Below are 21,470 nucleotides of genomic sequence, written 5' to 3' on the forward strand. Positions count from 1 at the left end.
TTGTCGTACGCTCTTTGCACAATGGTCGCTTTAAAGGTGCTGATATATTAAATTTTAGTTGTTTATTTTTTTTGTATCTTGTAACGAAATCAGGTAATATTTTCTGGAAATTACAAATCTTTTAATCTAAAATTTAGCTCATGTTACAATTGTTAATTGCTCTTTTACTGGGCTTTTCAAGCCCTAAATCTTCCACGGATGAACATCGTAATGTTGTTGCTAGTGCATCAGCCTCAAATGATACAATCGGAGAAGGTGGTCAAATTCCACCAAAAAAACCTAATAAACCCGTCAAATAATTTTTTCAAAAGAAAAGGGAAAAAATCCTAAGATTATTTCCCTTTATCTAAATTAACGCTCTCATATATAAAGACGCTTAAACCGAACTTATATTGTGTGCGATTAAAATTAAATCAATTGTTGTGTTATTCCTTTATGAATGCAATGGCATCGACTTCCACTAACATATCGTCCAGTGCTAACCTTGGCACAGGGATTAATGTGCTAGCCGGAAATTGATTATTTTTCCATGTGTTGTGCATTTCTTCTGTCCATATTGCGAGTTTCTCTTGATTGTGGTCTACAATTAATACCGTAATTTTAAGGACGTCATCAGGCTTTAAATCATATTCTTTAAGCACGGTTTCTAAATTTCGCAATGCGAATTGAACCTGGGTCCTGAAATCTTTGGAGAGATTATGTTTTAGGTCTTCACCACCACTTTGTCCTGATATAAATATGTATCTCCCATGACCTGGAGTACTTGTAGCGTGTGCAAAAGCAAATGGAGTAGGGTCAAAAAGTGTTTTCGGGTTTTTATGAATGATATTGCTCATATTTTTTTGAGTTTTAGTGTAGTTATCTTCAGTCTGCTTACAAGCCGAAAAAGATAGTATAAAGGTGGATAAGGTTAAGATGCATTTTGTCAGGTATAAAGTGCTTTTCGGATTACTCATGATTTGTAAAGAATTGATTGAATTGAAATATTTGAGTGATTGCTGCTTTAGACCAATAGGCCGCATTGTGCTCTCCAGGTCGTTCTTCATAAATATGAGGAATCTTTAATAGCAGGAGTTGTTCATGTAGTTTTCTGTTTTGTCCAATTAATAAATCTTCGGTTCCGCAGCTGATCAGGATTAGTTGCTTAGAGTTTTTTAGCTTTTCTATTTGGGAGATCGCAGTATAGTCTTTCCAATCTTCTGTATGATCTCCTAGTGTTTTTGGTACACCATAGTCCCTTCCAAAAGGCCTAAAGTCGATCACGCCACATATACTTCCAATAGCGGCAAATGTGTTTTGATGTCTGGCACCAATGTATAAGGCACCATGTCCGCCCATGCTCCAGCCCATTATTGCAGTTTTTGAGGGTGCTGATTTATAGTGGTTTTGCACGTACTCAACCAGTTCTTTCGCTACAAATGTTTCATACTTCGAGTTTGTGTTTTCGCTGTCTACATACCAGCTGTCGTAATTTCCATCGGGTAAAACAAAAATCATTTTCATTTCTTTGCTTAGCGCCTGTAAAGCAGGGATATCCTGAGTTAATGTTCTTTTTGGATAACCGGTGTAGCCATGCAAAATGTAAACTGTAGGTATTGTTTTTCCTGTGGTTGATGTAGGGCGGATCACTAATGTTTTGACCTCTTTTTTCATAGAGGGACTGTAAATATTTAAGGAGTCCAACTTTTGGGAAAAGGCTTGGAAACTGATGAAAATTACAGAAAGGGTAGTTAATAATATTCTCATTGCATTCTTGTTTTAATTTGTTCATGCAAAGGTATTGCTACTCGTTTTTCAAAACATATACATATGTTGAGGGAGTCAATATATTATAAAAAAAGCCCCCATAAAGTGTCTAACTTTTTGGGGGCTGTGCAGTCTGACTTTTTGGTGGCTTTAAAAGCTTTATAAAACGGCTTTTTTTATAAAATTAGGATCGTATTATAGTGAATAGCGTAGTGTAAGTCCATAAGTTCTTGGATCACCAAGTACACCTGCATACAAACCAGCATTACCTGCTGCGGCTTGTAATTGTTCATAGTAAGTTTTATTTGCGATATTTCTTGCCCAAACAAATAGGGAGAACTTATCAGATTTGAATCCTAATCTGGCATTAAACAATGAATAGGCTTCCACATTTAACACACTGGAAGGTGTTGGGTTAGAAGAATATTCAGAACGGTAACTCGCATCTGCAGCAATAAAAAATCTACCTGCTACGTTTGCTAAGTTGCCTGGATTGCTGAATTCTGCACCTCCTGAAATATTCCATTTAGAAATACCTGGTAATCGGCCTCCGGAAGCATCTTTAAATGCCACTTGTGTAGCTACACCATTCACAAGTTCCGTATGACCGGTTTCTTCTAATGGCAGTGGTGCATTTTCGAATTTCACATACTTGCCATCAAGATAAGCTAATGCTGCATTTAGCGTTAAGAACCTTCCTAATTGATAATTTCCATCAACTTCCAGGCCTTTTACATTCACTTTTTCAGCATTGGCAAGGTAACCTCTGTTTACCCCCAATTGTGGTGATTGCACGTTAGTTTGATAATCTTTAATGTCTGTATTAAAGGCACTCACGTTTACAATTGCACCTTTAAATGGTTTGGTTTTAACACCTAATTCATAATGCTGTACATATTCTGGTTTAACTACGGCCAGAGAAAGGTCCGCTTCTCCAGTAGAAGTGGTTGGTAAACCACCAACATTCACACCAACTGGTTTGTAAGCGGTTGAGAACGTTCCATAGGCATTTAATTTAGTGGAAGGTCGGTAAGATAAAGTAACGTTACCAGATAAATTGTTGTTGTCTACATTGGTACTGAACTTTTGGTTGTTATAAACTGCAGTTTTAAGCGCAAGTAAGGCTGCATCTGTAGTTTGCAGACCACCATAAGTTACCCTGTCGTAGTCTACATCTTTTTTATCGTAAGTGTATCTTAAACCTGGTAAAATATGAAAGTGATTTAGGAATTCCCAGTCCGCCTGTGCAAACACGGCAGTGCTCAATGATTTAATCGTTGAATTTGTTCTGATACCGTAACCATCTAGTAAACCAGGAGTAGCGTATAATGCCTGCGAACCTGTATTACTTGTTTGTACAAATCTCCATTGATCTTTACCTACTTCTTCTGTCTGTTCCAATCCTTTCAAATTCTGACTTAGGGCAAATACACCAATTACACCGGTTACTTTTTCAGCGATAGTACCGGCATATCTCACTTCCTGTGAATATTGATCATGGCGAGAGTTTCCCTGAGATTTAGTCAATGCAGACAATTCAGAGAAATCCCTGTCGTTCGTAGGGTTCCAGTTCCAGAATCTCCAGGCAGTAGTGGAAGTCAGCGTTCCATTGCCAATTTTATAATCTAAGTTTACGGAGATACCACCAATAGACTGGTCATGCTTCCAAGGTGTATTGGTATTGATTTCTCTGGAGGCAGGATCTGCTACAGGCTGCTGATAACCTAAATCAGAAACAATTTTGGCATACTGACGATATGCGCTTCTTTCTGTTGTGGTCACACCTGCAATTACCAATGGGTAACCAGCTGGGTGCTGGACACTTGCATCACCACTCAACAATACCTGTAATTTCTCTGAAGGCGTGTAATAAAGCTGACCTTTAAAACCAATGTTATTTTGGCCACTATATCTACGCTGTTCTTTTGTGTTGTAAATGGTTCCATCTCTTTGAGTTCCTGAGATCGATAATCTTGCTGCAAGATCTTTTGCAACACCTCCTGAAACCGATGTTTTTGCTTGTATAAAATTATAGTTTCCAAAGCTCAATTCCACTTTTCCGCTTGGGGTCTGAGTTGGTTTTGCGGTAGTGATGTTAAATGCACCTGCAGTTGTATTCTTACCAAATAAGGTTCCTTGCGGGCCACGCAGTATTTCTATTTGCTCAATGTCAAGGAAATCTGTTGAGGTTGCTGCCGGACGCGCCTGATAAACTCCATCTACATAAAAACCTACTCCAGGATCAATACCATCGTTGGTTAAGCCAAATGTTGAACCTAGTCCGCGGATATTAAGGGTCGTATTTCTTGCGTTTGAAGCATATAACTGTACAGAAGGAACCAGTTCTTTTAAGCGGTTAACGTTAAAAGCACCTGCGTTTTCAGCGGCCTGGCCACCGATCACAGTAATGGCGATAGGCACATCCTGAAGTACTTCTGAGCGTCTTCTGGAGGTCACTACGATCTCATCCAGAAGTTCGCTTTCAATCAGAATCAATTCAAAAGGAGCTTCCTGAAGTTTTAAAATCTGGAAATCCTGAGATTTATAACCTATGGAGCTGATTCTGAGATAGAATGGGAGATCTGTCTGTGCATCAATACTGAACTTACCATCCTTATCGGCAGTTGCAGAAATCTTAGTGCCTCTGATCAGCACTGTGGCATGTGGAACTGGAACGCCGTTGCTGCTTTTGATCACACCTGTTATCGGATTTTGAGCGAATACAGCATTCGCCGTCAGTATCAATAAGAAGATAAGGAGTAAATGTTTTTTCATTTTGTGTTTATGTTAAATGGTTTGTTGGTTATACATCGCCAGAGTTCTGACGTTATTTTTGGCCGGTACCCGCAATAAATAAATTGCAAAGCGTGGCCATGTGGATGTTTTTAACATCCGATTAGGTTTAAAGAATAGGTTATAGGTAAGCTTTTAGCTTTTTCAGTGATTACTGAAAAGAATCATCATCAACAACAGTGACAGCCTAGTAGAAAGCGGGTTCCTTCTTTAGCTGTTTTTCTTTGCATTTTCATAAAATGTAAGCCTGTTTTCATTGGGTTCTAGATTGTTAAGAGTTTGTATTGATAATACGAAGATAGGATTCTTTTTTTATAAAACGAATAAAATCTACGGATTTAGTAGTTTTTATTTAATTGTATTCACAAACCTTGATATTTTATAGGTTTAAGCTTGATTTTGAGCCCATTGCTGAGCTCTATTTGTCACTTTAAAAGAATTTTTTATGGAGATTACTTCCATAGACTTAGCCTCAGGTTCAGCTCAAAACTTCCGTTGGTATAGCCGCTAAGTGCAGAAGTTTGTGTGGTGTAATTGCCACTGATCAGGTATTTTTTTCTGAAGTCCATACCCAGTCCAAAAGTTGCATTTTTTGTGCTGTGGTACATTCCTGTAATAAATACTTGCTGATTGGCAATTTCTAATTGTGCACCTGCATCCCAGATGTTATCAAAACCCTGAACGCCGCGGTAGGCAATCATTGGCTCCAGGTCCATACCTTCCGCACCTTCAGTAAGCTTAAAACGGTAGCTGCTGGCCGCATAAAAGGTAGTGACGTCGGCAAGTTTGATGACATCCTTTTTAAGGACGCTTTTCAAGTTAGGAATAGCTGCCTGTAAGCTGAAAGTACCGGAGGTATAGGCGATACCAAAATCTCCGTCCAGATAAGTTTTTCGGTCATTGTACTGGCCAACCATTGGGTCATTCGGGTTTCCATAGATGTCGCTGTTTTCCAGCCTCTGGCTCATAAAGCCTAAGGAAATACCAAAATGCAGCTGCTGCTGTTCTTCACCCAATTGCAGGTGATAGGCATAGGTACCTGTTACACGAGTTTGTCGCTGCAGACCGGCACTTTCATTATAAACATTCAAACCAACACCTACTTTTCCCTTTCCATAATCAGCGGTGAGGCTTTGTGTAAGTGGAGAACCGGGTACATTACTCCATAGTTTTCTGTAAGCGGCATTCACTCTTATTCCATCGGTTGAACCGGCATAAGCGGGATTGATCAGAAATCTATTGCTATAATACTGCGCGGCTAATGGATTCAATTGTGCGTAGCTATTGCTACCGGTGAAAACCACCAGTAGCAATGCCAGAAATTTGTATGTTGTTTTCATCTTTATAAGCATGCGGTTTATGAGGAGGATTAGTTTTCTCTGACGATGGTAATGAAACCTTTAAATTTCGGCCTGTTGTTACCAAAATCAATCACGTAATAATAGGTGCCTTCAGACAGTGCCGTGCCATTCAGGGTGCCATCCCAAGTGTTATCATATCCTCTTTTGCTGTAGATTTGTCTGCCTGCCTTATCAAAAATTTTCACCTCATTGTTTGGATAAACATCGATATTTTCGATGATCCATTTATCATTGTAACCATCTCCGTTTGGAGATAGGATATTAGTGGCTTTAATTTTAACCAGGTCATCCAGCACTTTAACCGTAAATGTGCTGGTTTCTGAACAGCCATTTGCATTGGTTACAGTAACGGTATAAGTAGTCGTTTCTGTTGGCCTTACCATGATGGTCGAAATATTTGCTGTGTTGTTCAGGATGCTGCTGGTTGGCGACCAGGTATAGGTATTTCCTCCGGTAGCAGTAAGTGCTACAGTTTCTCCTTTACTTACCTCGGTACTGTTTCCTGATATATTTCCAAGGTTCGCCTGAATCGTAATCAGGGGTAAAGGATTTACAGTAATTACAAAGCTTCTAGTATAGGTGTCTACGCCACCATTTTCTAGGCCTCCATTGTCTTTTACGGTTACCGTAATCGTTGCAGTACCATAAGCACCATTTTTAATGCGGTAACTGAAATTACCTGTTGCACCTGTTTGGTTTATAGATAGATTTTGCAGCAGGTTGGTATTGCTGTTGGTATAGCTTAGCGTGGTCTTTTGGGTAGTCTCAGGCCCTGCACTGATTCCTGTTAAAGGAATGTTCTGCGAAGTACTGGTATAGCAAAGCGTCTGATCGGCAATAGCTGCAAGTGTAGGTGCCTCGTTTACATCGCTGATTGAAACATTAAATTGCTGATCCAGGGACAGACCAAATTGCGTTGTCGCACGTACGCGGATGGTATAGCTGGATTTGCTTTCAAAGTCAAATACCTGATTGCTTTTTAACTGATCTCCAGCGATGCTAAATGCCCCATTGTCTATATCTCCGCTTCCTGAAACCAATGAATAGGTAAAAGTAGCGGTAGGATTATTGGAAGTGGCACTTAAGGTTCCTGCTTTAGTTCCTGAAGCCAGATTTTCATAAAGTGGTACCGCAGCTAATAATACCGATGTTGGTGCGCCAGGCAGTACTTTTAAATTACCTTTTACATAACTGAAACTGTAGTTGGCGGCCAGACCTCCAGCTACGGTGATCTCATAATCTCCAATTTCTGAACCAGTTTGGGCAAGGGTAGAAGCCATAGGGGCAGTACTAAGATCTGCCACACCTTCTGCGGTTACAAAACCAGCATAATCAAGTGTGAACACTGGATTTGGAGTGCCCTGGTATTTAGTTTGATCTTTTGCGGTTACCGTCAGCAATTTTTTGGAAATGTTTCCAGTAGTACTGGCAGTGCTGGTGATGAGGCTATAATTGCTCTGATCAGCACCTGCAAGAATAAAGCTGGCCGCATTAATGGTTTTTCCATTTCCAGCAGTTTCGTCTGCATAGTTTGCTGTTCCGGACACGCTGACTAAATCTGATCCTTTTATGCCGATTAGACTAAAATTTGCCGGACTTAAACTCGCCGAATTGGTCTTATCGTATTCCTTAGTAATTAATGGATTGGCATTGAGCGCTAAACTAAGCGGGAATTTTGTAATGTCACCAGTAGTAGCAGCTGTGGTATTGCTGAGCAGGTAATTCCCCTGATCTGCGCCCGTTAGTACAAGGTTCTGCGCATGAATGGTTTTCCCATTTCCTGCATTTTTACTGTCATAGTTGACCGTTCCTGATACGCTGACAATATCGGATCCCAATACTCCCGATAAACTGTAATTCGCAGGAGCAAGGTTCGCTGTCGTATTGTTATCATATACTTTATTGATCAATGGTGCTGCGTTTAAGCTGGCAGTAATGGTTTTTTGACCAATGTTTCCTTTTGTGCTGGCTGCGGTTGTCGTCAAGCTGTAATTTTCTTTCTGCGCACCTGCGAGTATAAAGTTATTCACGTTAATGGTTTTTCCATTTCCTGCAGATTTTGTACTATAATTTGCCGTTCCTGAAACGCTCAGCTCGTCTGAACCCAGAGTGCCGTTTAGGCTGTAGTTTCCGGCTGCAAGTGTTGCCGAAGTATTGTTGTCGTATTCTTTGCTGATGAGTGGAAGTTCATTCAATACCAGTGTCACAGCTTTCTTCGTAATGTTACCTGTAGTGGCAGCACTGGTCGTCGTCAGACTGTAATTGTCTTTCTGTGCACCGGCAAGTACGAAGTTAGTCGCATCGATATTTTTCCCTATGCCTGGTGTACTTGTATCGTAATCGGCCTGACCAGATACCGTAACGGCATCAGTACCCAGAATTCCGTTTAACGAATAATTTGCCGGAACCAGTGTTGCCGATGTGCTGTTGTTATAGGTTTTGGTGATGAGCGGATTTGCGTTTAATGCTAAGGTCAGTGCTGCCGGAGTTACTGATCCGGTAGTGCTAGAACTGCTGGTGCTCAGACTATAATTGTCTTTATCCGCTCCTCCAAGTATAAAGGTCTGGGCAGTGATGGTTTTTCCGATCCCTGCATCTTTGCTGTCGTAAGCTGCAGTACCAGACACCGTAACTGCATCTGTACCAATAATTCCGCTTAAGCTGTAGTTTTCAGGAACTAATGCTGCAATTGTACTGTTGTCGTACACTTTAGTAATTGCCGGCAATGCATTTAGTGTTAAAGTAATCGGAGAAGCTGTGATATTACCTGTGGAGGCAGCAGTGCTGGTAGTCAATAGATAATTGTCTTTCTGTGCACCTGATAGCGCAAAGTTATTGGCGGTGATGGTTTTTCCTGTACCTCTGGTTTTGGTATCATAGCTGGCTGTTCCTGACACAGTAACTGCATCTGTGCCAAGTACCCCTGTTAACACATAATTTGATGGGATCAGTGTTGCCGCGACATTTCCATCATAGATTTTAGTGATCAATGGGCTGGCATTTAAAGCAAGCGTAATAGGTTTTACATTGATCTCTCCCGTAGTGGTAGCAGAGAGGGTATTCATTATGTAATTGCCTTGATCTGCTCCTGCAAGTATAAAGTTGCCGGCAGTAACGGTTTTGCCGGTTCCTGCATCTTTAGTATCGTATGCTGCAGTACCAGATACAGTAACTGCATCTGCTGCTATGATTCCAGTTAAGCTGTAATTTGCCGGAACTAATGTGGCTGTAGTGTTATTGTCATAGGTTTTGCTCGGTAGGGGTAAAGCATTCAATGTTAAGGTAAGTGGAGCAGCGCTGATATTACCTTTCGTAGCAGCAATAGTGGTCGTCAGACTGTAATTGTCCTTCTGCGCACCTCCGAGTATGAAGTTATTCACGCTGATGGTTTTTCCTGTTCCAACAGTTTTTGTATTGTAACTTGCTGTTCCTGTAACGCTCAGTTCATCTGAACCCAGAATGCCGTTTATGGTGTAATTTCCAGCTGCAAGGCTTGTCAAAGTATTGTTGTCATATTGCTTGCTGATGAGTGGAAGTTCATTCAATGATAGGCTAACCGATTTTTTCGTGATGTTACCTGTGGTGGTAGCAGTGGTTGTGCTTAGACTGTAATTGTCTTTTTGAGCACCAGCAAGAACAAAGTTATTCGCAGTGATGGTTTTTCCGTTTTCAGCGATATTCGTACTGTAATTAGCCTGACCTGATACGCTTACCGCATCGGTACCCAGGATTCCGGCTAAACTGTAATTGGCAGATGTAAGCGTTGCTACAGTGGTATTGTCGTATATTTTAGTAATTAAAGGACCTGAATTTAGAGACAGGGATATTGCTGCCGGACTAATTGTTCCTGTCGTGTTTGCAGTACCAGTCAGCAGGCTATAGTTGTCTTTATCCGCTCCGCCAAGTACAAAAGTATTGACTGTAATGGTTTTTCCGCTTCCTGCATTTTTGGTGTCATAATTTGAAATACCGGTTACTGTGACCTCGTCTGATCCGATTTTGCCGTTCAAGGTGTAATTATCGGGAACCAGTGCCGCATTCGTGTTATTGTCGTAAACCTTAGTAATCGCTGGCAAGGCATTTAGCGTTAAAGTAAGCTGAGCTACGCCAATGTTACCCGTAGTAGTAGCAGTGATCGTCGTCAGACGGTAGTTGTCTTTTTGCGCACCAGCTAAGTTAAAGTTGTTGACTGTAATGGTTTTTCCATTGCCGCTGTTCTTCGAATCGTAGCTTGCCGTTCCTGAGACAGTCACCGCATCTCCACCAAGTACTCCGTTTAAGGTATAATTTGAGGGTGCCAAAGTTGCGTCCGTGTTTCCAGTATAGACTTTACTGATCAAAGGACTGGCATTCAGGGCAAGCGTAATCGGTTTTGTATTGATCTCTCCTGTGGTCGCAGCAGAGGTAGTACTCAAATGATAATTGTCTTTATTTGCCCCTGCAAGTATAAAGTTCCCTGCAGTAACGGCTTTTCCGGTTCCAGCATCTTTAGTGTCGTATGTGGCAGCACCACTTACAGTAACCAACTCTGAACCTATGATTCCACTCAGCTGATAATGTGCTGGAAGCAATGTCGCTGAGGTGTTATTGTCGTATGTTTTGCTGATGAATGGGCTTGCATTTAAGACTAAAGTAAGCGGAGCAGTGCCGATATTACCTTTAGTCGCAGCGCTAAGGGTAGAAAGACTGTAGTTGTCTTTCTGAGCACCTGCCAGCACAAAGTTGTCAACGGCAATGTTTTTTCCTGTTCCAACAGCTTTTGTATCAAAGGCTGCTGTTCCTGTAACTGTGACCGCATCGGTTCCAATAACTCCAGGTAAACTATAATTCCCTGCTGCAAGTGTGATTGCAGTTCCATTATCATAGGTCTTGCTGATCAGCGGCAGCTCGTTCAGTATAACTGTGATGGCTTTCTTCGTAATGTTTCCTGTAGTACTTGCAGTGCTGGTTGTTAAATTGTAATTGTCTTTATCCGCACCTGCAAGTATAAAATTGCCGGATGCTATATTTATTCCGGTACCCACCTGATTCGTTTCGTAATTGGCGGTTCCGGAAACGGTAACTGCATCCCCGGTAATTTTACCGTTTAAAGAATAATTCGCGGCAACCAGTTGGGCTGATGTGGTATTGTCATATGCCTTACTAATCAATGGACTTGCATTCAAGGCTAAAGTCAGGCTGGCAGGAGTAATTGCATGGCCACCCGTAGTGGCTGTAACTGTCGATAGTGTATAATTGCCATTCTGAGCACCATTAAGGACAAATGTTCCGACAGTTATGGTTTTATTGGTTCCAACGTTTTTATCACCATAGGTAGCAGTTCCTGTTGCAGAAACCTCATCTGTACCTAACTTTCCAGCCAATATATAGTGCTCTGGAAGAAGTGATGCTGCAGTAGTGCCATCGTAAACTTTATCGATGGCTGGTACTGGATTCAAGGTCAGGCTAATTGCAAGTGGAGTAATCTGTCCAGTAGTACTTGCAGTAGCATTGCTGATGCTGTAATTGTCTTTTTGTGCCCCAGCCAGTATTAGATTTCCAGCAGTAACAGTTTTTCCAGTACCTGCATCTTTAGTGTCATAAGTAGCAGTACCGCTCACTGTCACTACATCTGTTCCTAGTTTTCCATTTATTACATAATTAGTTGGAACAAGGCTGGCGGCATCTGTATTATTGTAGATTTTACTGATGATTGGAGTAGATTGCAGCGCAACAGTTAATGGTTTAGGAGTAATCACAGCGGTATTTGTACTCGCAGTTGTTGCAGTCAAACTATAATTCCCCTGTGCTGCACCTGCTAAGGTAAGATTGGTCACAGCTAACGTTTTCTCTGTTCCTGCATCTGCGCTGGCATAACTTGCAGTTCCTGAAACACTGACTACATCGGGAGCAATTAAACCGGCTAAATTATAATCGGCAGGAAGCAGGGCAGCCGTTAGGGTATTGTCATAGACTTTACTAATACCTGGGCTTGCATTTAAAGAAACTGTGATTGGTTTACGTGTAATTGTACCCGCCACATTAGTGCTTATGGTAGTTAAATTGTAATTGTCTTTTTGTATTCCAGAAAGTACAAAATCACGGACATAGATAGTTTGGTTTCCAGCAATCATACTATTGTAAGTAGTTGTTGCGCTCACTGTGATGACATCGGCCGGAAGTAGGCCATTCAATGTGTAATTTGAAGGGACAAGTGTAGCGGTGTTCGTCCTATCGTATTCTTTTGTGATTAGAGGGCTTGCGTTTAAGGTTACCGTAATGTTCTTTTTGCTGGTTGTTATCGTACTTGTTACCGGTGTTGCAGGGTGATAATTTGCATTTCCTGCTTGTGTTGCCGTAATAATTGAAGTACCTACGCCAACAACGGTTACTTGATTTCCAGTTACAGTCGCAACTGAAGGTGTTCCTGATACATAGGTGATCGGCAGCCCAGCACTTGAATTTAGCGGTAAGGTAAATACGTCACCGTAGACCTTTAAATAATCGATAAGGGTGATGGTTTGATTCAATACCCCTACAATTATAGAATAAGCCTGACTGGCCGTATTAGGAGTGACACAATTATCTGATACCTTAATCGTAAAATTAGACAGGCCCGGGGTGGAAGCGGTTCCTGAAATGATGCCTGTTGCAGTGTTTAAAGTTATGCCAACAGGTAGTGATCCTGCAGTGATGGCATAAGTATAAGTTCCTGTTCCACCAGAGACTCCTTTGATTTGTTCAGTATAAAGAATATTTGGGCTGGCAGTAGGAAGCGGATCAATAGCGATTTCAATCGGACTGACAAGAGATAAAGTCGTTAACTCGGAAACCGCTTCTGAAGAGCCTCGAGCTCTTACACGAAATTTCTTCTGATTCAATGTGCTTACATTGCTAATGCTTAAGGTGGCAGTATTGAAATTCGTATAGATTCCGCCACTAGCGGTGATGGGCACAAAAATGCCATTGTTGTCTGTCACTTCCCATTGGTAGCTGCAGGCTCCAGGAGCACCAACACTGAAACTTGTCCCTGTACCAGGACATAAATTAGTTCGGTTTATAGGTTGAGTGGCAATCGTAAAAGGGGAAACAAGGATTCCTGTATTCGGTAATAATGGATTGAATACGCTTCCATCACCTTTTATTTCCCAGTTTGTGGCTAAGTTAATTTTGGCGAGTAATTCAGATGGTGAGCCAACAAAGCCTGCAACCTCTCTATTGTATCTGGCAGCGTAAGCGGCTTTAGAAAAGGGATCTGTAGGATCAATGTAGGCAATCCCAAGATTCTGTGAGGCTGTAGCCAGAGTAGTTGGCAGGGTGGATAATTCAGCGCCATAAGTAGTGGAGAGCAGTGTGGTTTCCCAAGGAGTCCCCGGAGTTTTGTTGATACTGATTCCCGCTATAAAATTAGGACTGGCGATTGTACCGGTAAAAGCAAAAATCTGATCACCGCTAAACTCAGCAAGACTCATTTGCTCAGCTATAGGTACTAAATTTTGTGCGGTGTTATAAGAAGGTTGTGCGACGGTAATGACACCCTTTGGATTTCCAAAGTTGTCTTTTGCAACTAGTTTAAACTTACAATAAACGATGATTTCAGTTCCCGCAGAATAAATGGCATCTGATGTCCATTTAAGTATGGCATCACTTGGTGCATTAGCTGCGGTCTGGAAGGCCGTACCCGTCCAGCCAAGATCTGTAAAATAGATTTCAGAACCGACAGAAACTTCTTTTAACAGCACAAAAGAAAAGGAATCATCCCTTGTATTTCCATTGAGATTGTCATCCAATTGATTGTATCCTGTAAAGAGGATATCCCCCGGACTTAAGCTACATTGTGAAAATGAAGAGAGGCTGATGCATAATAATAGGCATAACGGAAGCAATACCTCCCATTTCAATTTATCTATAAGTATTTTCATGAGTCGCGTTTTTGTAAGGTATATTTCAAATCAGGTTAAGAACAGAGGTAGGTATTCAACCATTGTGAGGATATCCCCTCCAACTTAAACTGGATCATTTCATTAAAAGATTTTTCGACCTCTTCCATTGAAAGACTATGCTTTTTCCTGGAATGATCAGCAAGATTACTGTGTAGGTAATGAGCTGGAGAAAGATAGTGCCCGGTTTCTTCATGCAGCAGCATTTCTCCTTTTGCACCTTGAAGTTTTTTCAAAGCAGGGTCTTTAGCTACTCTTTTACCATCAATGGCCTTATTGCCTGAGATTTCTAAAATGGTTCTTAAGATCAGTCCGGTATCCCATCCCAACACCCCAAATGAATTTGGTACTCTATTGGTTTCCTCGGTAAAAATGCGGCAAAAGGTTTCATTTTCATGGTTATCCAGTTCTTTGAACCAGGTCGTAAAGCCGGATACTTCGATTGTTTCTTTTGAAAATAGATTTTCCTCTGCGGATGATTCCTCCAATAACACAGGGCTGGCATATAATTTTAGTTTTCTATCTGGATACTGCCTGCTGAGTTGATCATAAAACTCAGGTACCAATTCTCCACTCAGTATAGCGAGCAAAGTATCCAGTTCCGGCCTGGAATCTAAAAATGAAGTCAATGGCTGTGTGCTGAACTGCGCTTTTTGCTGGTGACCAACAAAATTATAGGCAATCTTACCGGATGCTTCCAGAAATGAGGTATAAAGTGCATGAGTGATGGAGTAGCCGCCATCGTAGTAGGAGTTTACTGTAGCAACCGTTTTATTTTCAGCTGCAGCTTGTTTTCCGGTAAGCCAGCAATTAGAGGCATTGTTCAGATGATGATGAATAACATTTGGCACTGTAGTCCAGCGATCAGGATATTTTGCACCATGGTTCACTACAATCAATAGTTTATTCAGCGCGGCAACAATAGGAAATAAGCAGTTTACCAATGGATAATCTGCGAAAACAACAAGTAAATCCACCCGCTGTTCCATCAATAAGCGTTCTGCTTCTTCTTGAATTACGGCCGCTTTCTCTCCGAAACCGATAAATGCACTGACACATTCTATTTCATTGGTTAGTTGATGCTGTTTAAGATACGCATGGAGGCCATCCATGAAGTTAAATGCGATCAGAGGATGGGTAGTCGATCTGGGTAATAATATACCTGTTTTCATCACTGTATTTGGTAGGGTAGGAGATGTATTGATATTAATTTCGGCTTGGAAACACACCTACTGTTGCGATAATGAAATTTACTGCCAGATAGGGCTGCATATTTTCATGTCTTGTATTTGAACCGACTGCTCCAATTACGTTGTTACTTTCTAGTGGAGCCATTTTTTCACTTGAAGGAGTTCTGCCAAAGAATTTTTTAGCTGTCGACTGCGCGATATAGTGACTGTCTGGATTTGAAAAATTTCCTGGCGCATCACCACGTGTTTTTAAATTAATAGAACCTGTGACCGCGTGGTTGTGAGTAGGTATTTCATTAATACTTAGCTGGATAGACCTCTTACCTCCAGTCGTTCCCAATGGATGATTCGTACTGGAATGCATTGGAGCTCTTCCTAGCAGATTAGGAAGCCCAAAGTTTGTTTGGCCATTACCGCCATAAGTCGTCCCCAATAAAGCAAATAATGCCTGGTTTTGGGAGATAGATAATAGAGCGCCATCGCAAATATGCCATCCTCTTGGTGCAAATTGTCCGGCAAACATGGTGATTTCTCCTAAGTATGGATCTATCATAAGTGTAATTTAAAATGTGAATGGATTAATTTCTTGAAGGAAATATACCTGTAATAACGATTAAAAAGTTAACGGTCAGATAGGGCTGCATGTTCCCATGGGCCATAGAATTTCCAGTAACTAGAGTTGTAGGAGCAAGGTTCAGATCCATTGGGGCCATAAGCCCTGCTCCGGCAGTCGCAGTGTATAAGAGCGTTGAGGTTGTCGTATTAGTATTAGCTGGCAATGATCCTTGTACGGTTGCTGTAGTTGCTGAGCCTCCGGTATTGATTGCCGCCTGAATTTTCTTATCGTGGTCGTGAGCCGGAAGATTTGAAGTTAACAGGCTGACCATTTCTTGCCCCCCTGAGCTGCCTACCTGATAATCGAACTGTCCATCATCTTGCCCCGAATATCGCCCTGCACCAATTGGGCATCTTCTTTTTAGGTTGGGTAAGGCAAAAGTTGTTTGGCCGTCGCCACCAAATGAAGTGCCTATTATAGAGAATAAAGCAGTATTGTCAGCAATGCTCAATATTTGTCCTTCACAGGATAAGGTATCGGTAATTGCAAAGTTACCTCCGAACATAAATATGTTACCTATTAATCTGTCCATAGTTAATTTCTTGTAGGGAAGATTCCCTCTAATGCGATGATAAAATTTACTGTCTGAAAGGGCTGCATGTTTTCATGCGCTTGATTACCGCCACTATTGTTTGTACTAATAGGGTTGATGGTTCCCATCACTATATCGGGAGAAGCCGTGAAACGTTGATTTTCTGCAGTATTACTTGCAAAATAGCCATTAACAGGACTAGTAAGATTAGCATTAGTTCCAGTTTTTGCCTGGACTTGCCCATTATTCATTACAGTGTGGTTGTGTGCTGGTAGATGATTAATAGTCAGGTTCACAGTCTGCATTCCTCCGCTCGCACCTAAACTGTAATCGTAATTATCTGAAGCTGCGGTGTCGAAATGAACAGGTATTTTATCCTGGAAATTTGGTAGGCCAAATGTTCTTGTCCCATCTCCCCCATATGTTGTTCCGAGGATAGCAAAAAGCGCAGTGTTTTGGTTAAGTGATACGAGTTGTCCATTGCAAGTGGCCCAGCCTCGAGGAGCAAAGTTGAAAGCAACAAGAGAGACTTCACCTAGGATAGGTTCCGATGGCATAGAGTGCGTATTAGAGAGTTTAAAATAAATTTTGTTAAATATCTAAAATTTATGGTGTACAGTAAAATAAAACAACAACAATAGTGTTTTTTTTATAGCAATACATTTATTTTTATAATCTTCGTACTCAAATTAACGCTTCATGGAATCAAAACGCAGATCCTTCTTAAGGAATGTATCTCTTCTGGCAGGAACAGGCTTTTTAAGTAAACCACTTTCAGCGGTTGCTGATCTAAGTAAAACAGTAAACACTTTGAGCAATTCCAATACGGTAACCATTTTTCAGTCTGGAAATATTAATGGTAATATTTCTGGTAATTCACAAGAATTAGGAGGATTAAAGGAGATCAACCGACTGATGAAGGGACAAGAAGTTTCTGGTTTAATGGTGGATGCTGGTTGTTTTCTGGATAATGAAAATTCGGTGGAGCTGATTTCTCAAATGAACAAAGCCGGGTATCACGCGGTCAACATTGGCGCAGCTGAGTTAAAAAACGGGGAAGAGGCTTTAGCCGAACTGTTGCCATTCCTGGAATTTCCGCTTGTGAATTGTAATTATAGCTTTAATAATGCACTCTTAGCCTCAAAAGTGAGGTCTCATATCATCATTCAATCTGGAAATTTAAAAGTAGGAATTACTGGTGTTGGAAAAGAATTACCAGGAGTCCATTTTCAAAATCCTTACCAGGCTTTAAATAAGGTGGCAGAACTCCTGAAATTTAAAGCAGCTTGTGATTTGGTCATCTGCCTTTCGGCTTTAGACGCAGATCATAAGATTTATAACAATAGAGCACTCGCTGAAAAATCTGAAGGTGTAGATTTTATCATTGGAAAAAATGATAAAAAAGTAAGCACAGGTGCAATGACATTTCAGAATTCAAAAAAGGGTGAAGTGGTGTTGTCTCAAGTAGGCTATGATGGAATGATTTTGGGGAAAACCAGTTTTTCATGGGATCCGATAAGAAAAATAAAGAATGAATTGAAGCATTCCTATTTAGTGGCAGGTTTACCATTGAATGAAAATTCAGCTCAGGCACATCGGATTTTACATGAAATGAGAAATGCCGAAATGGGTTACCTTTCCTAATGAAATTTAAGTAAATAAATTCTATTCGCTGATTTCCTATCAATCACTATTTCACCTTAAAATAAACCATTAGCAAGCTTCACCGATTTGGACGCAATTGTAATGAATGTTCTGTTTTTAGAAACGTTGGAAATTACACACCTTTGGGACTAACGGAAAACGTAGAGGGTGTTTCACAAACTGTGTCTATAGTTTAAAGTTACAATATTGACACAGTTTGTGAAACAACCTCTGAAATTGACAAAAATTTCAGTATAATAATCTGATATACAGTGCATAGTGTGATTCTGTCCTTAGGTGGATAAACCACACCAAAATGGCCCCTCTTCGCCACTCGAAAATGGTCCCCTTTGCCAGAGCAAAGTGATCCCTTTCGGCCAAATGAAAGTGTCCCCCTTTCGCCAGAGCAAAGTGACCCCCTGAAAAGAATTTAAAGTATTGTACTGACGGGTTTCCCTGGACGTGGTTTTTGTTTAGCTTTTGATGAACAAAAACCTGCGATTGCCATGTCCAATAACCCGATCAAAATGAATAAATTATCCGTCTTTATTGCCAGGGAACCGGCACCAAGACGATCCACGGAATGGTGGGTACTTCCCGTACCACCGTCAAGAAGTATGTACATGTATGGCACAAACTAGGTATTACCCATGATGAGTTCAATGAAAAAAGCGATAGTGAGCTATCCGTTCTTTTTACCACTCCAGCCGCTAAAACAATCAATAGTCCACGCATGCAGGAACTGGAGCTATTACTTCCTGGGTACTGTAAGAGACTTAAAAAGAAGGGAGTCACCCGAGAAGCACTTCATCTTGAGTACATACAACAACACCCTCTGGGATACGCCCGTTCCCGTTTCAATAATGCCATACATACCTACCTTCAGCTTTCCAAACCGGTAATGCACATTGATCATAAGGCTGGTGACAAGATGTATATCGACTTCGCAGGAAGTAAGCTACAGTTTCATCCGGCAGATGGCCCCCAATGTGATGCAGAAGTCTTTGTAGCCATTTTGGGTTGCAGCCAGCTTACGTACGTGGAAGCCGTAGAAAGCCAGCGCAAAGAAGATCTGATCAAGGCCTGTGAGAATGCACTTCACTATTTTGGGGGCGTGCCAGCAGCCATAGTTCCTGACAACCTGCGTTCAGCGGTGACTAAAGGGAGCAAGTATGAAGCTTTACTTAATGACGAATTTGCTGCCTTTGCTGAACATTATGCTGTTACGGTTATTCCGGCACGTGTTTATAAGCCGCGTGATAAGGCTTTAGTTGAAGGAGCGGTTAAGTTGATCTACCGAAGTATCTATCAGCGATTGGAAGGCCGCAGGTTCAGTGACCTGGAATCATTGAATGCAGCTATACGCTCTGCACTGGAGATCCATAATAACAAACCTTTTTCAGGGCGTAGTTATTCCCGTCGTGAGCAGTTTGAGGAAATTGAGCGGGAAGCACTGAGTGTACTTAATCCTATCCGTTACGAGGTACACAAGCAAGTGATGGTAACAGTGATGAAGAACGGATACATTCGTCTAGGTGAAGATATTCACTATTACAGTGTGCCATATACCTATATCGGGAAGAAAGTAAAAGTACTCTATACTTCAGGAATAGTTCAGATCTATTATCACTATACTCAAATTGCAACCCATAAACGCGATAGAGCCAGATATCATTACACAACGAACAAAGATCATCTGGCCTCTCAGCATCGTTTTCTAACTGAATGGACACCAGAAAAGTTTATTCAGGAAGCCGAACATATCCATGAAGATGTGGCCCGCTACATATCTCAGGTCCTGGAGAATAAATCCTATCCTGAACAAGCTTACAAATCATGTTCAGGCATCTTGAGCTTTGCCAGGCGCGTCGGACCTGAGCGCCTGGCTAATGCCTGCCGCTGGGCCGACAATCTTGGTCAGTACAATTATCCCGTCATTGAAGAGATACTGAGAAAACAACTGGACCAATTGCAGCCTGAAGGCGAACAAGTAGCTATTCCTTCACATAAAAACATAAGAGGCAAAGAATATTACCAATAACAACCCCTAAACCATAAAAGAACTATGAATAATGAAACATTGGACAAAATGCGTCAGCTACGTCTGTACGGGATGTATGATGCCTTTAAAACCAATCTGGAGACTTCAGTGAAAGACTCTCTTACTGCGGATCAGTTTGTTTCGCTACTGGTAGCCAGTGAATGGGATGACCGGCGAAACCGATCTGTAGAAAGGGCAATCAGGATCGCCAGTTTCCGTTATAAAGCTTCTTTAGAACAGGTGGACTACTCTTTTGACCGTGGCCTGGATAAGAACGAGGTCCACAGGCTAGCAGGGCTCGACTTTATCAAGGAACGCAAAGATCTGTTCATTACCGGTTCCACTGGAACCGGTAAAAGCTATCTGGCAACAGCTCTCGGATACCACGCCTGCCAGAGCGGCTACAAAGTGATGTATGTCAATACTGCTAAACTTATGGGCCAGCTAAAACTTGCTAAAGCAAAAGGGACAATGCTTGCAGAACTCAAACGGATAGAGCGTTTAGACATGCTGATCCTAGATGACTTTGGTTTACAACCTTTCGACCCTCAATCCAGGCTCGCTCTTCTTGATATCATTGAAGATCGGCACCAAAAACGGTCCACAGTGATCACGTCGCAGATCCCGGTGAAAGAATGGTATGATATTATCGGCGAAAAAACAATCGCTGATGCGGTTCTTGATCGTATTGTTCATCACTCATTAAGGGTCGAATTGTTTGGAGAATCACTAAGGAGAAAAAAATCTAAAACGGAAAATGTATTTTTGTAAAAACAACAGTTGTTAAACAGGACAAAAAACATCCGTCCAGGAAGCTCGTTTGTACAACAACTTTTAGTTCTTTTCATACCTCAACTCTGAGGGGACAGTTTGCTGTGGCGAACGGGGGTCAGTTTCATTGGTATATCCAGTCAGTAACTCTTCCTCGGTTAAATGCACGCGATCTAACTTTTTAATGGTGTGTCTGTATTTTAATAGGGGGTTAGCGGTAAGATGTCCATTGGATAACGCAATACGAATGATCTTTCCGAAGTTCTTCAAATACTTTACCGCAGAATTATTGGCGCATTTACGGACTGAGCGCAGATAATAATCATATTCGGCTATAAATTCATGATTCACCATAGCAAGTTCAGCATCATCAATTTTATACTTCCAGTTCAGGAACTCAACAGTGTGCTTTAAAGAGGTGCGGTATCTTTCCATCGTTCCCTTGCTAAATTCCGAGCCTACTAAGGATTCCATCTTTCTGTTGTGTTCTTTGAATACTTCTAACAATGTAGGGCGGTCTTTAGCTTTCCCAAGGAATCTGTCACGTAGAATCTGAGCAGTGATCTTCTGGTTTTCTTTGGTGAGCTGGGAATGTGCTTCGTGGATTTTTACCTGTAAATCGTCCAGATAGAAGTTGAATGATTTAACCGATTCTTTGTAGCCTTTGGCTCTTCCTAACCTTGGATTCCATTGTAGTGGGTCAATGGATCTACCAGTAGTCACCTCGGACCTTGTTCCGTCAATGGTGATTCTTAGATAGATAGGGGAAATTGTGCCAATTTGATAGTTTTTCTGTTTCTTCATGTAGAAGAGTAGGCTGAAATTAGTTTTCATAATGTTGCACATTAAAAAGTTAA

14 protein-coding genes are annotated in these 21,470 nt (G+C 41.3%); 4 read left to right on the forward strand and 10 right to left on the reverse strand.

Features of this window, described 5'->3' with window-relative positions:
* The first annotated feature begins 140 nt into the window (after nt 1-140).
* Nucleotides 141-299 carry a hypothetical protein gene (locus K7X70_RS23345; RefSeq protein WP_222539322.1) on the forward strand — a complete coding sequence of 53 codons (159 nt, stop codon included), beginning with the start codon at nt 141-143 and terminating at the stop codon, nt 297-299.
* Between the two features lie 126 nt (nt 300-425).
* On the opposite strand, the gene K7X70_RS23350 is transcribed toward K7X70_RS23345, so the two are convergent.
* From K7X70_RS23350 to K7X70_RS23390, 9 genes are all read right to left on the reverse strand, one after another.
* Complete coding sequence (locus K7X70_RS23350; RefSeq protein WP_222539323.1) at nt 426-836, reverse strand: RidA family protein; 411 nt, start codon at nt 834-836, stop codon at nt 426-428.
* Between the two features lie 112 nt (nt 837-948).
* Nucleotides 949-1,746 carry an alpha/beta hydrolase gene (locus tag K7X70_RS23355; RefSeq protein ID WP_222539324.1) on the reverse strand — a complete coding sequence of 266 codons (798 nt, stop codon included), beginning with the start codon at nt 1,744-1,746 and terminating at the stop codon, nt 949-951.
* Between the two features lie 195 nt (nt 1,747-1,941).
* Nucleotides 1,942-4,521 (reverse strand): TonB-dependent receptor, encoded by a 2,580-nt coding sequence (locus K7X70_RS23360; RefSeq protein WP_222539325.1) that lies wholly within the window; start codon nt 4,519-4,521, stop codon nt 1,942-1,944.
* Between the two features lie 470 nt (nt 4,522-4,991).
* Entirely contained in the window at nt 4,992-5,879 is an 888-nt protein-coding gene (locus K7X70_RS23365) for a PorP/SprF family type IX secretion system membrane protein (RefSeq protein WP_222539326.1), read from the reverse strand.
* 29 nt (nt 5,880-5,908) lie between these two features.
* Nucleotides 5,909-13,801 (reverse strand): YDG domain-containing protein, encoded by a 7,893-nt coding sequence (locus tag K7X70_RS23370; protein WP_222539327.1) that lies wholly within the window; start codon nt 13,799-13,801, stop codon nt 5,909-5,911.
* A gap of 35 nt (nt 13,802-13,836) precedes the next feature.
* Nucleotides 13,837-14,991 (reverse strand): ABC transporter substrate-binding protein, encoded by a 1,155-nt coding sequence (locus K7X70_RS23375; protein ID WP_222539328.1) that lies wholly within the window; start codon nt 14,989-14,991, stop codon nt 13,837-13,839.
* 34 nt (nt 14,992-15,025) lie between these two features.
* Nucleotides 15,026-15,562 (reverse strand): phage tail protein, encoded by a 537-nt coding sequence (locus K7X70_RS23380; RefSeq protein ID WP_222539329.1) that lies wholly within the window; start codon nt 15,560-15,562, stop codon nt 15,026-15,028.
* A gap of 25 nt (nt 15,563-15,587) precedes the next feature.
* Nucleotides 15,588-16,157, reverse strand: a complete 570-nt coding sequence (locus tag K7X70_RS23385) for a phage tail protein (protein ID WP_222539330.1) — start codon at nt 16,155-16,157, stop codon at nt 15,588-15,590.
* 2 nt (nt 16,158-16,159) lie between these two features.
* A complete protein-coding gene (locus tag K7X70_RS23390) occupies nt 16,160-16,714 on the reverse strand; it encodes a phage tail protein (RefSeq protein WP_222539331.1) in 555 nt (184 codons plus the stop codon).
* Between the two features lie 142 nt (nt 16,715-16,856).
* Between K7X70_RS23390 and K7X70_RS23395 the strand changes: the two genes are divergently transcribed.
* The 3 genes from K7X70_RS23395 (at nt 16,857) to istB (ending at nt 20,613) form a co-directional block, all read left to right on the forward strand.
* Complete coding sequence (locus K7X70_RS23395; RefSeq protein WP_222539332.1) at nt 16,857-17,801, forward strand: metallophosphoesterase family protein; 945 nt, start codon at nt 16,857-16,859, stop codon at nt 17,799-17,801.
* Between the two features lie 538 nt (nt 17,802-18,339).
* A complete protein-coding gene (gene istA / locus K7X70_RS23400) occupies nt 18,340-19,842 on the forward strand; it encodes an IS21 family transposase (RefSeq protein WP_438268971.1) in 1,503 nt (500 codons plus the stop codon).
* Nucleotides 19,843-19,866: 24 nt separating this feature from the next.
* Nucleotides 19,867-20,613: an IS21-like element helper ATPase IstB gene (gene istB / locus K7X70_RS23405; protein WP_222539334.1), complete on the forward strand. Its 747-nt coding sequence runs from the start codon at nt 19,867-19,869 to the stop codon at nt 20,611-20,613.
* 63 nt (nt 20,614-20,676) lie between these two features.
* Here istB and K7X70_RS23410 read toward each other — a convergent pair.
* Nucleotides 20,677-21,470 (reverse strand): phage integrase SAM-like domain and Arm DNA-binding domain-containing protein (locus K7X70_RS23410; protein WP_222539335.1); only part of this gene is annotated, 794 nt, incomplete at its 5' end.

Source organism: Pedobacter polysacchareus, assembly GCF_019802255.1.
Taxonomy (GTDB): Bacteria; Bacteroidota; Bacteroidia; order Sphingobacteriales; family Sphingobacteriaceae; genus Pedobacter; species Pedobacter polysacchareus.

What these genes read in the sequence shown, in the direction of transcription:
- K7X70_RS23350 (WP_222539323.1), bottom strand. Translation starts at nt 836, where the DNA reads ATGAGCAATATCATTCATAAAAACCCGAAAACACTTTTTGACCCTACT.
- K7X70_RS23375 (WP_222539328.1), bottom strand. Translation starts at nt 14,991, where the DNA reads ATGAAAACAGGTATATTATTACCCAGATCGACTACCCATCCTCTGATC.
- istB (WP_222539334.1), top strand. Translation starts at nt 19,867, where the DNA reads ATGAATAATGAAACATTGGACAAAATGCGTCAGCTACGTCTGTACGGG.
- K7X70_RS23390 (WP_222539331.1), bottom strand. Translation starts at nt 16,714, where the DNA reads ATGCCATCGGAACCTATCCTAGGTGAAGTCTCTCTTGTTGCTTTCAAC.
- K7X70_RS23395 (WP_222539332.1), top strand. Translation starts at nt 16,857, where the DNA reads ATGGAATCAAAACGCAGATCCTTCTTAAGGAATGTATCTCTTCTGGCA.
- K7X70_RS23345 (WP_222539322.1), top strand. Translation starts at nt 141, where the DNA reads ATGTTACAATTGTTAATTGCTCTTTTACTGGGCTTTTCAAGCCCTAAA.
- K7X70_RS23370 (WP_222539327.1), bottom strand. Translation starts at nt 13,801, where the DNA reads ATGAAAATACTTATAGATAAATTGAAATGGGAGGTATTGCTTCCGTTA.
- K7X70_RS23360 (WP_222539325.1), bottom strand. Translation starts at nt 4,521, where the DNA reads ATGAAAAAACATTTACTCCTTATCTTCTTATTGATACTGACGGCGAAT.
- K7X70_RS23385 (WP_222539330.1), bottom strand. Translation starts at nt 16,157, where the DNA reads ATGGACAGATTAATAGGTAACATATTTATGTTCGGAGGTAACTTTGCA.
- K7X70_RS23380 (WP_222539329.1), bottom strand. Translation starts at nt 15,562, where the DNA reads ATGATAGATCCATACTTAGGAGAAATCACCATGTTTGCCGGACAATTT.
- K7X70_RS23365 (WP_222539326.1), bottom strand. Translation starts at nt 5,879, where the DNA reads ATGAAAACAACATACAAATTTCTGGCATTGCTACTGGTGGTTTTCACC.
- K7X70_RS23355 (WP_222539324.1), bottom strand. Translation starts at nt 1,746, where the DNA reads ATGAGAATATTATTAACTACCCTTTCTGTAATTTTCATCAGTTTCCAA.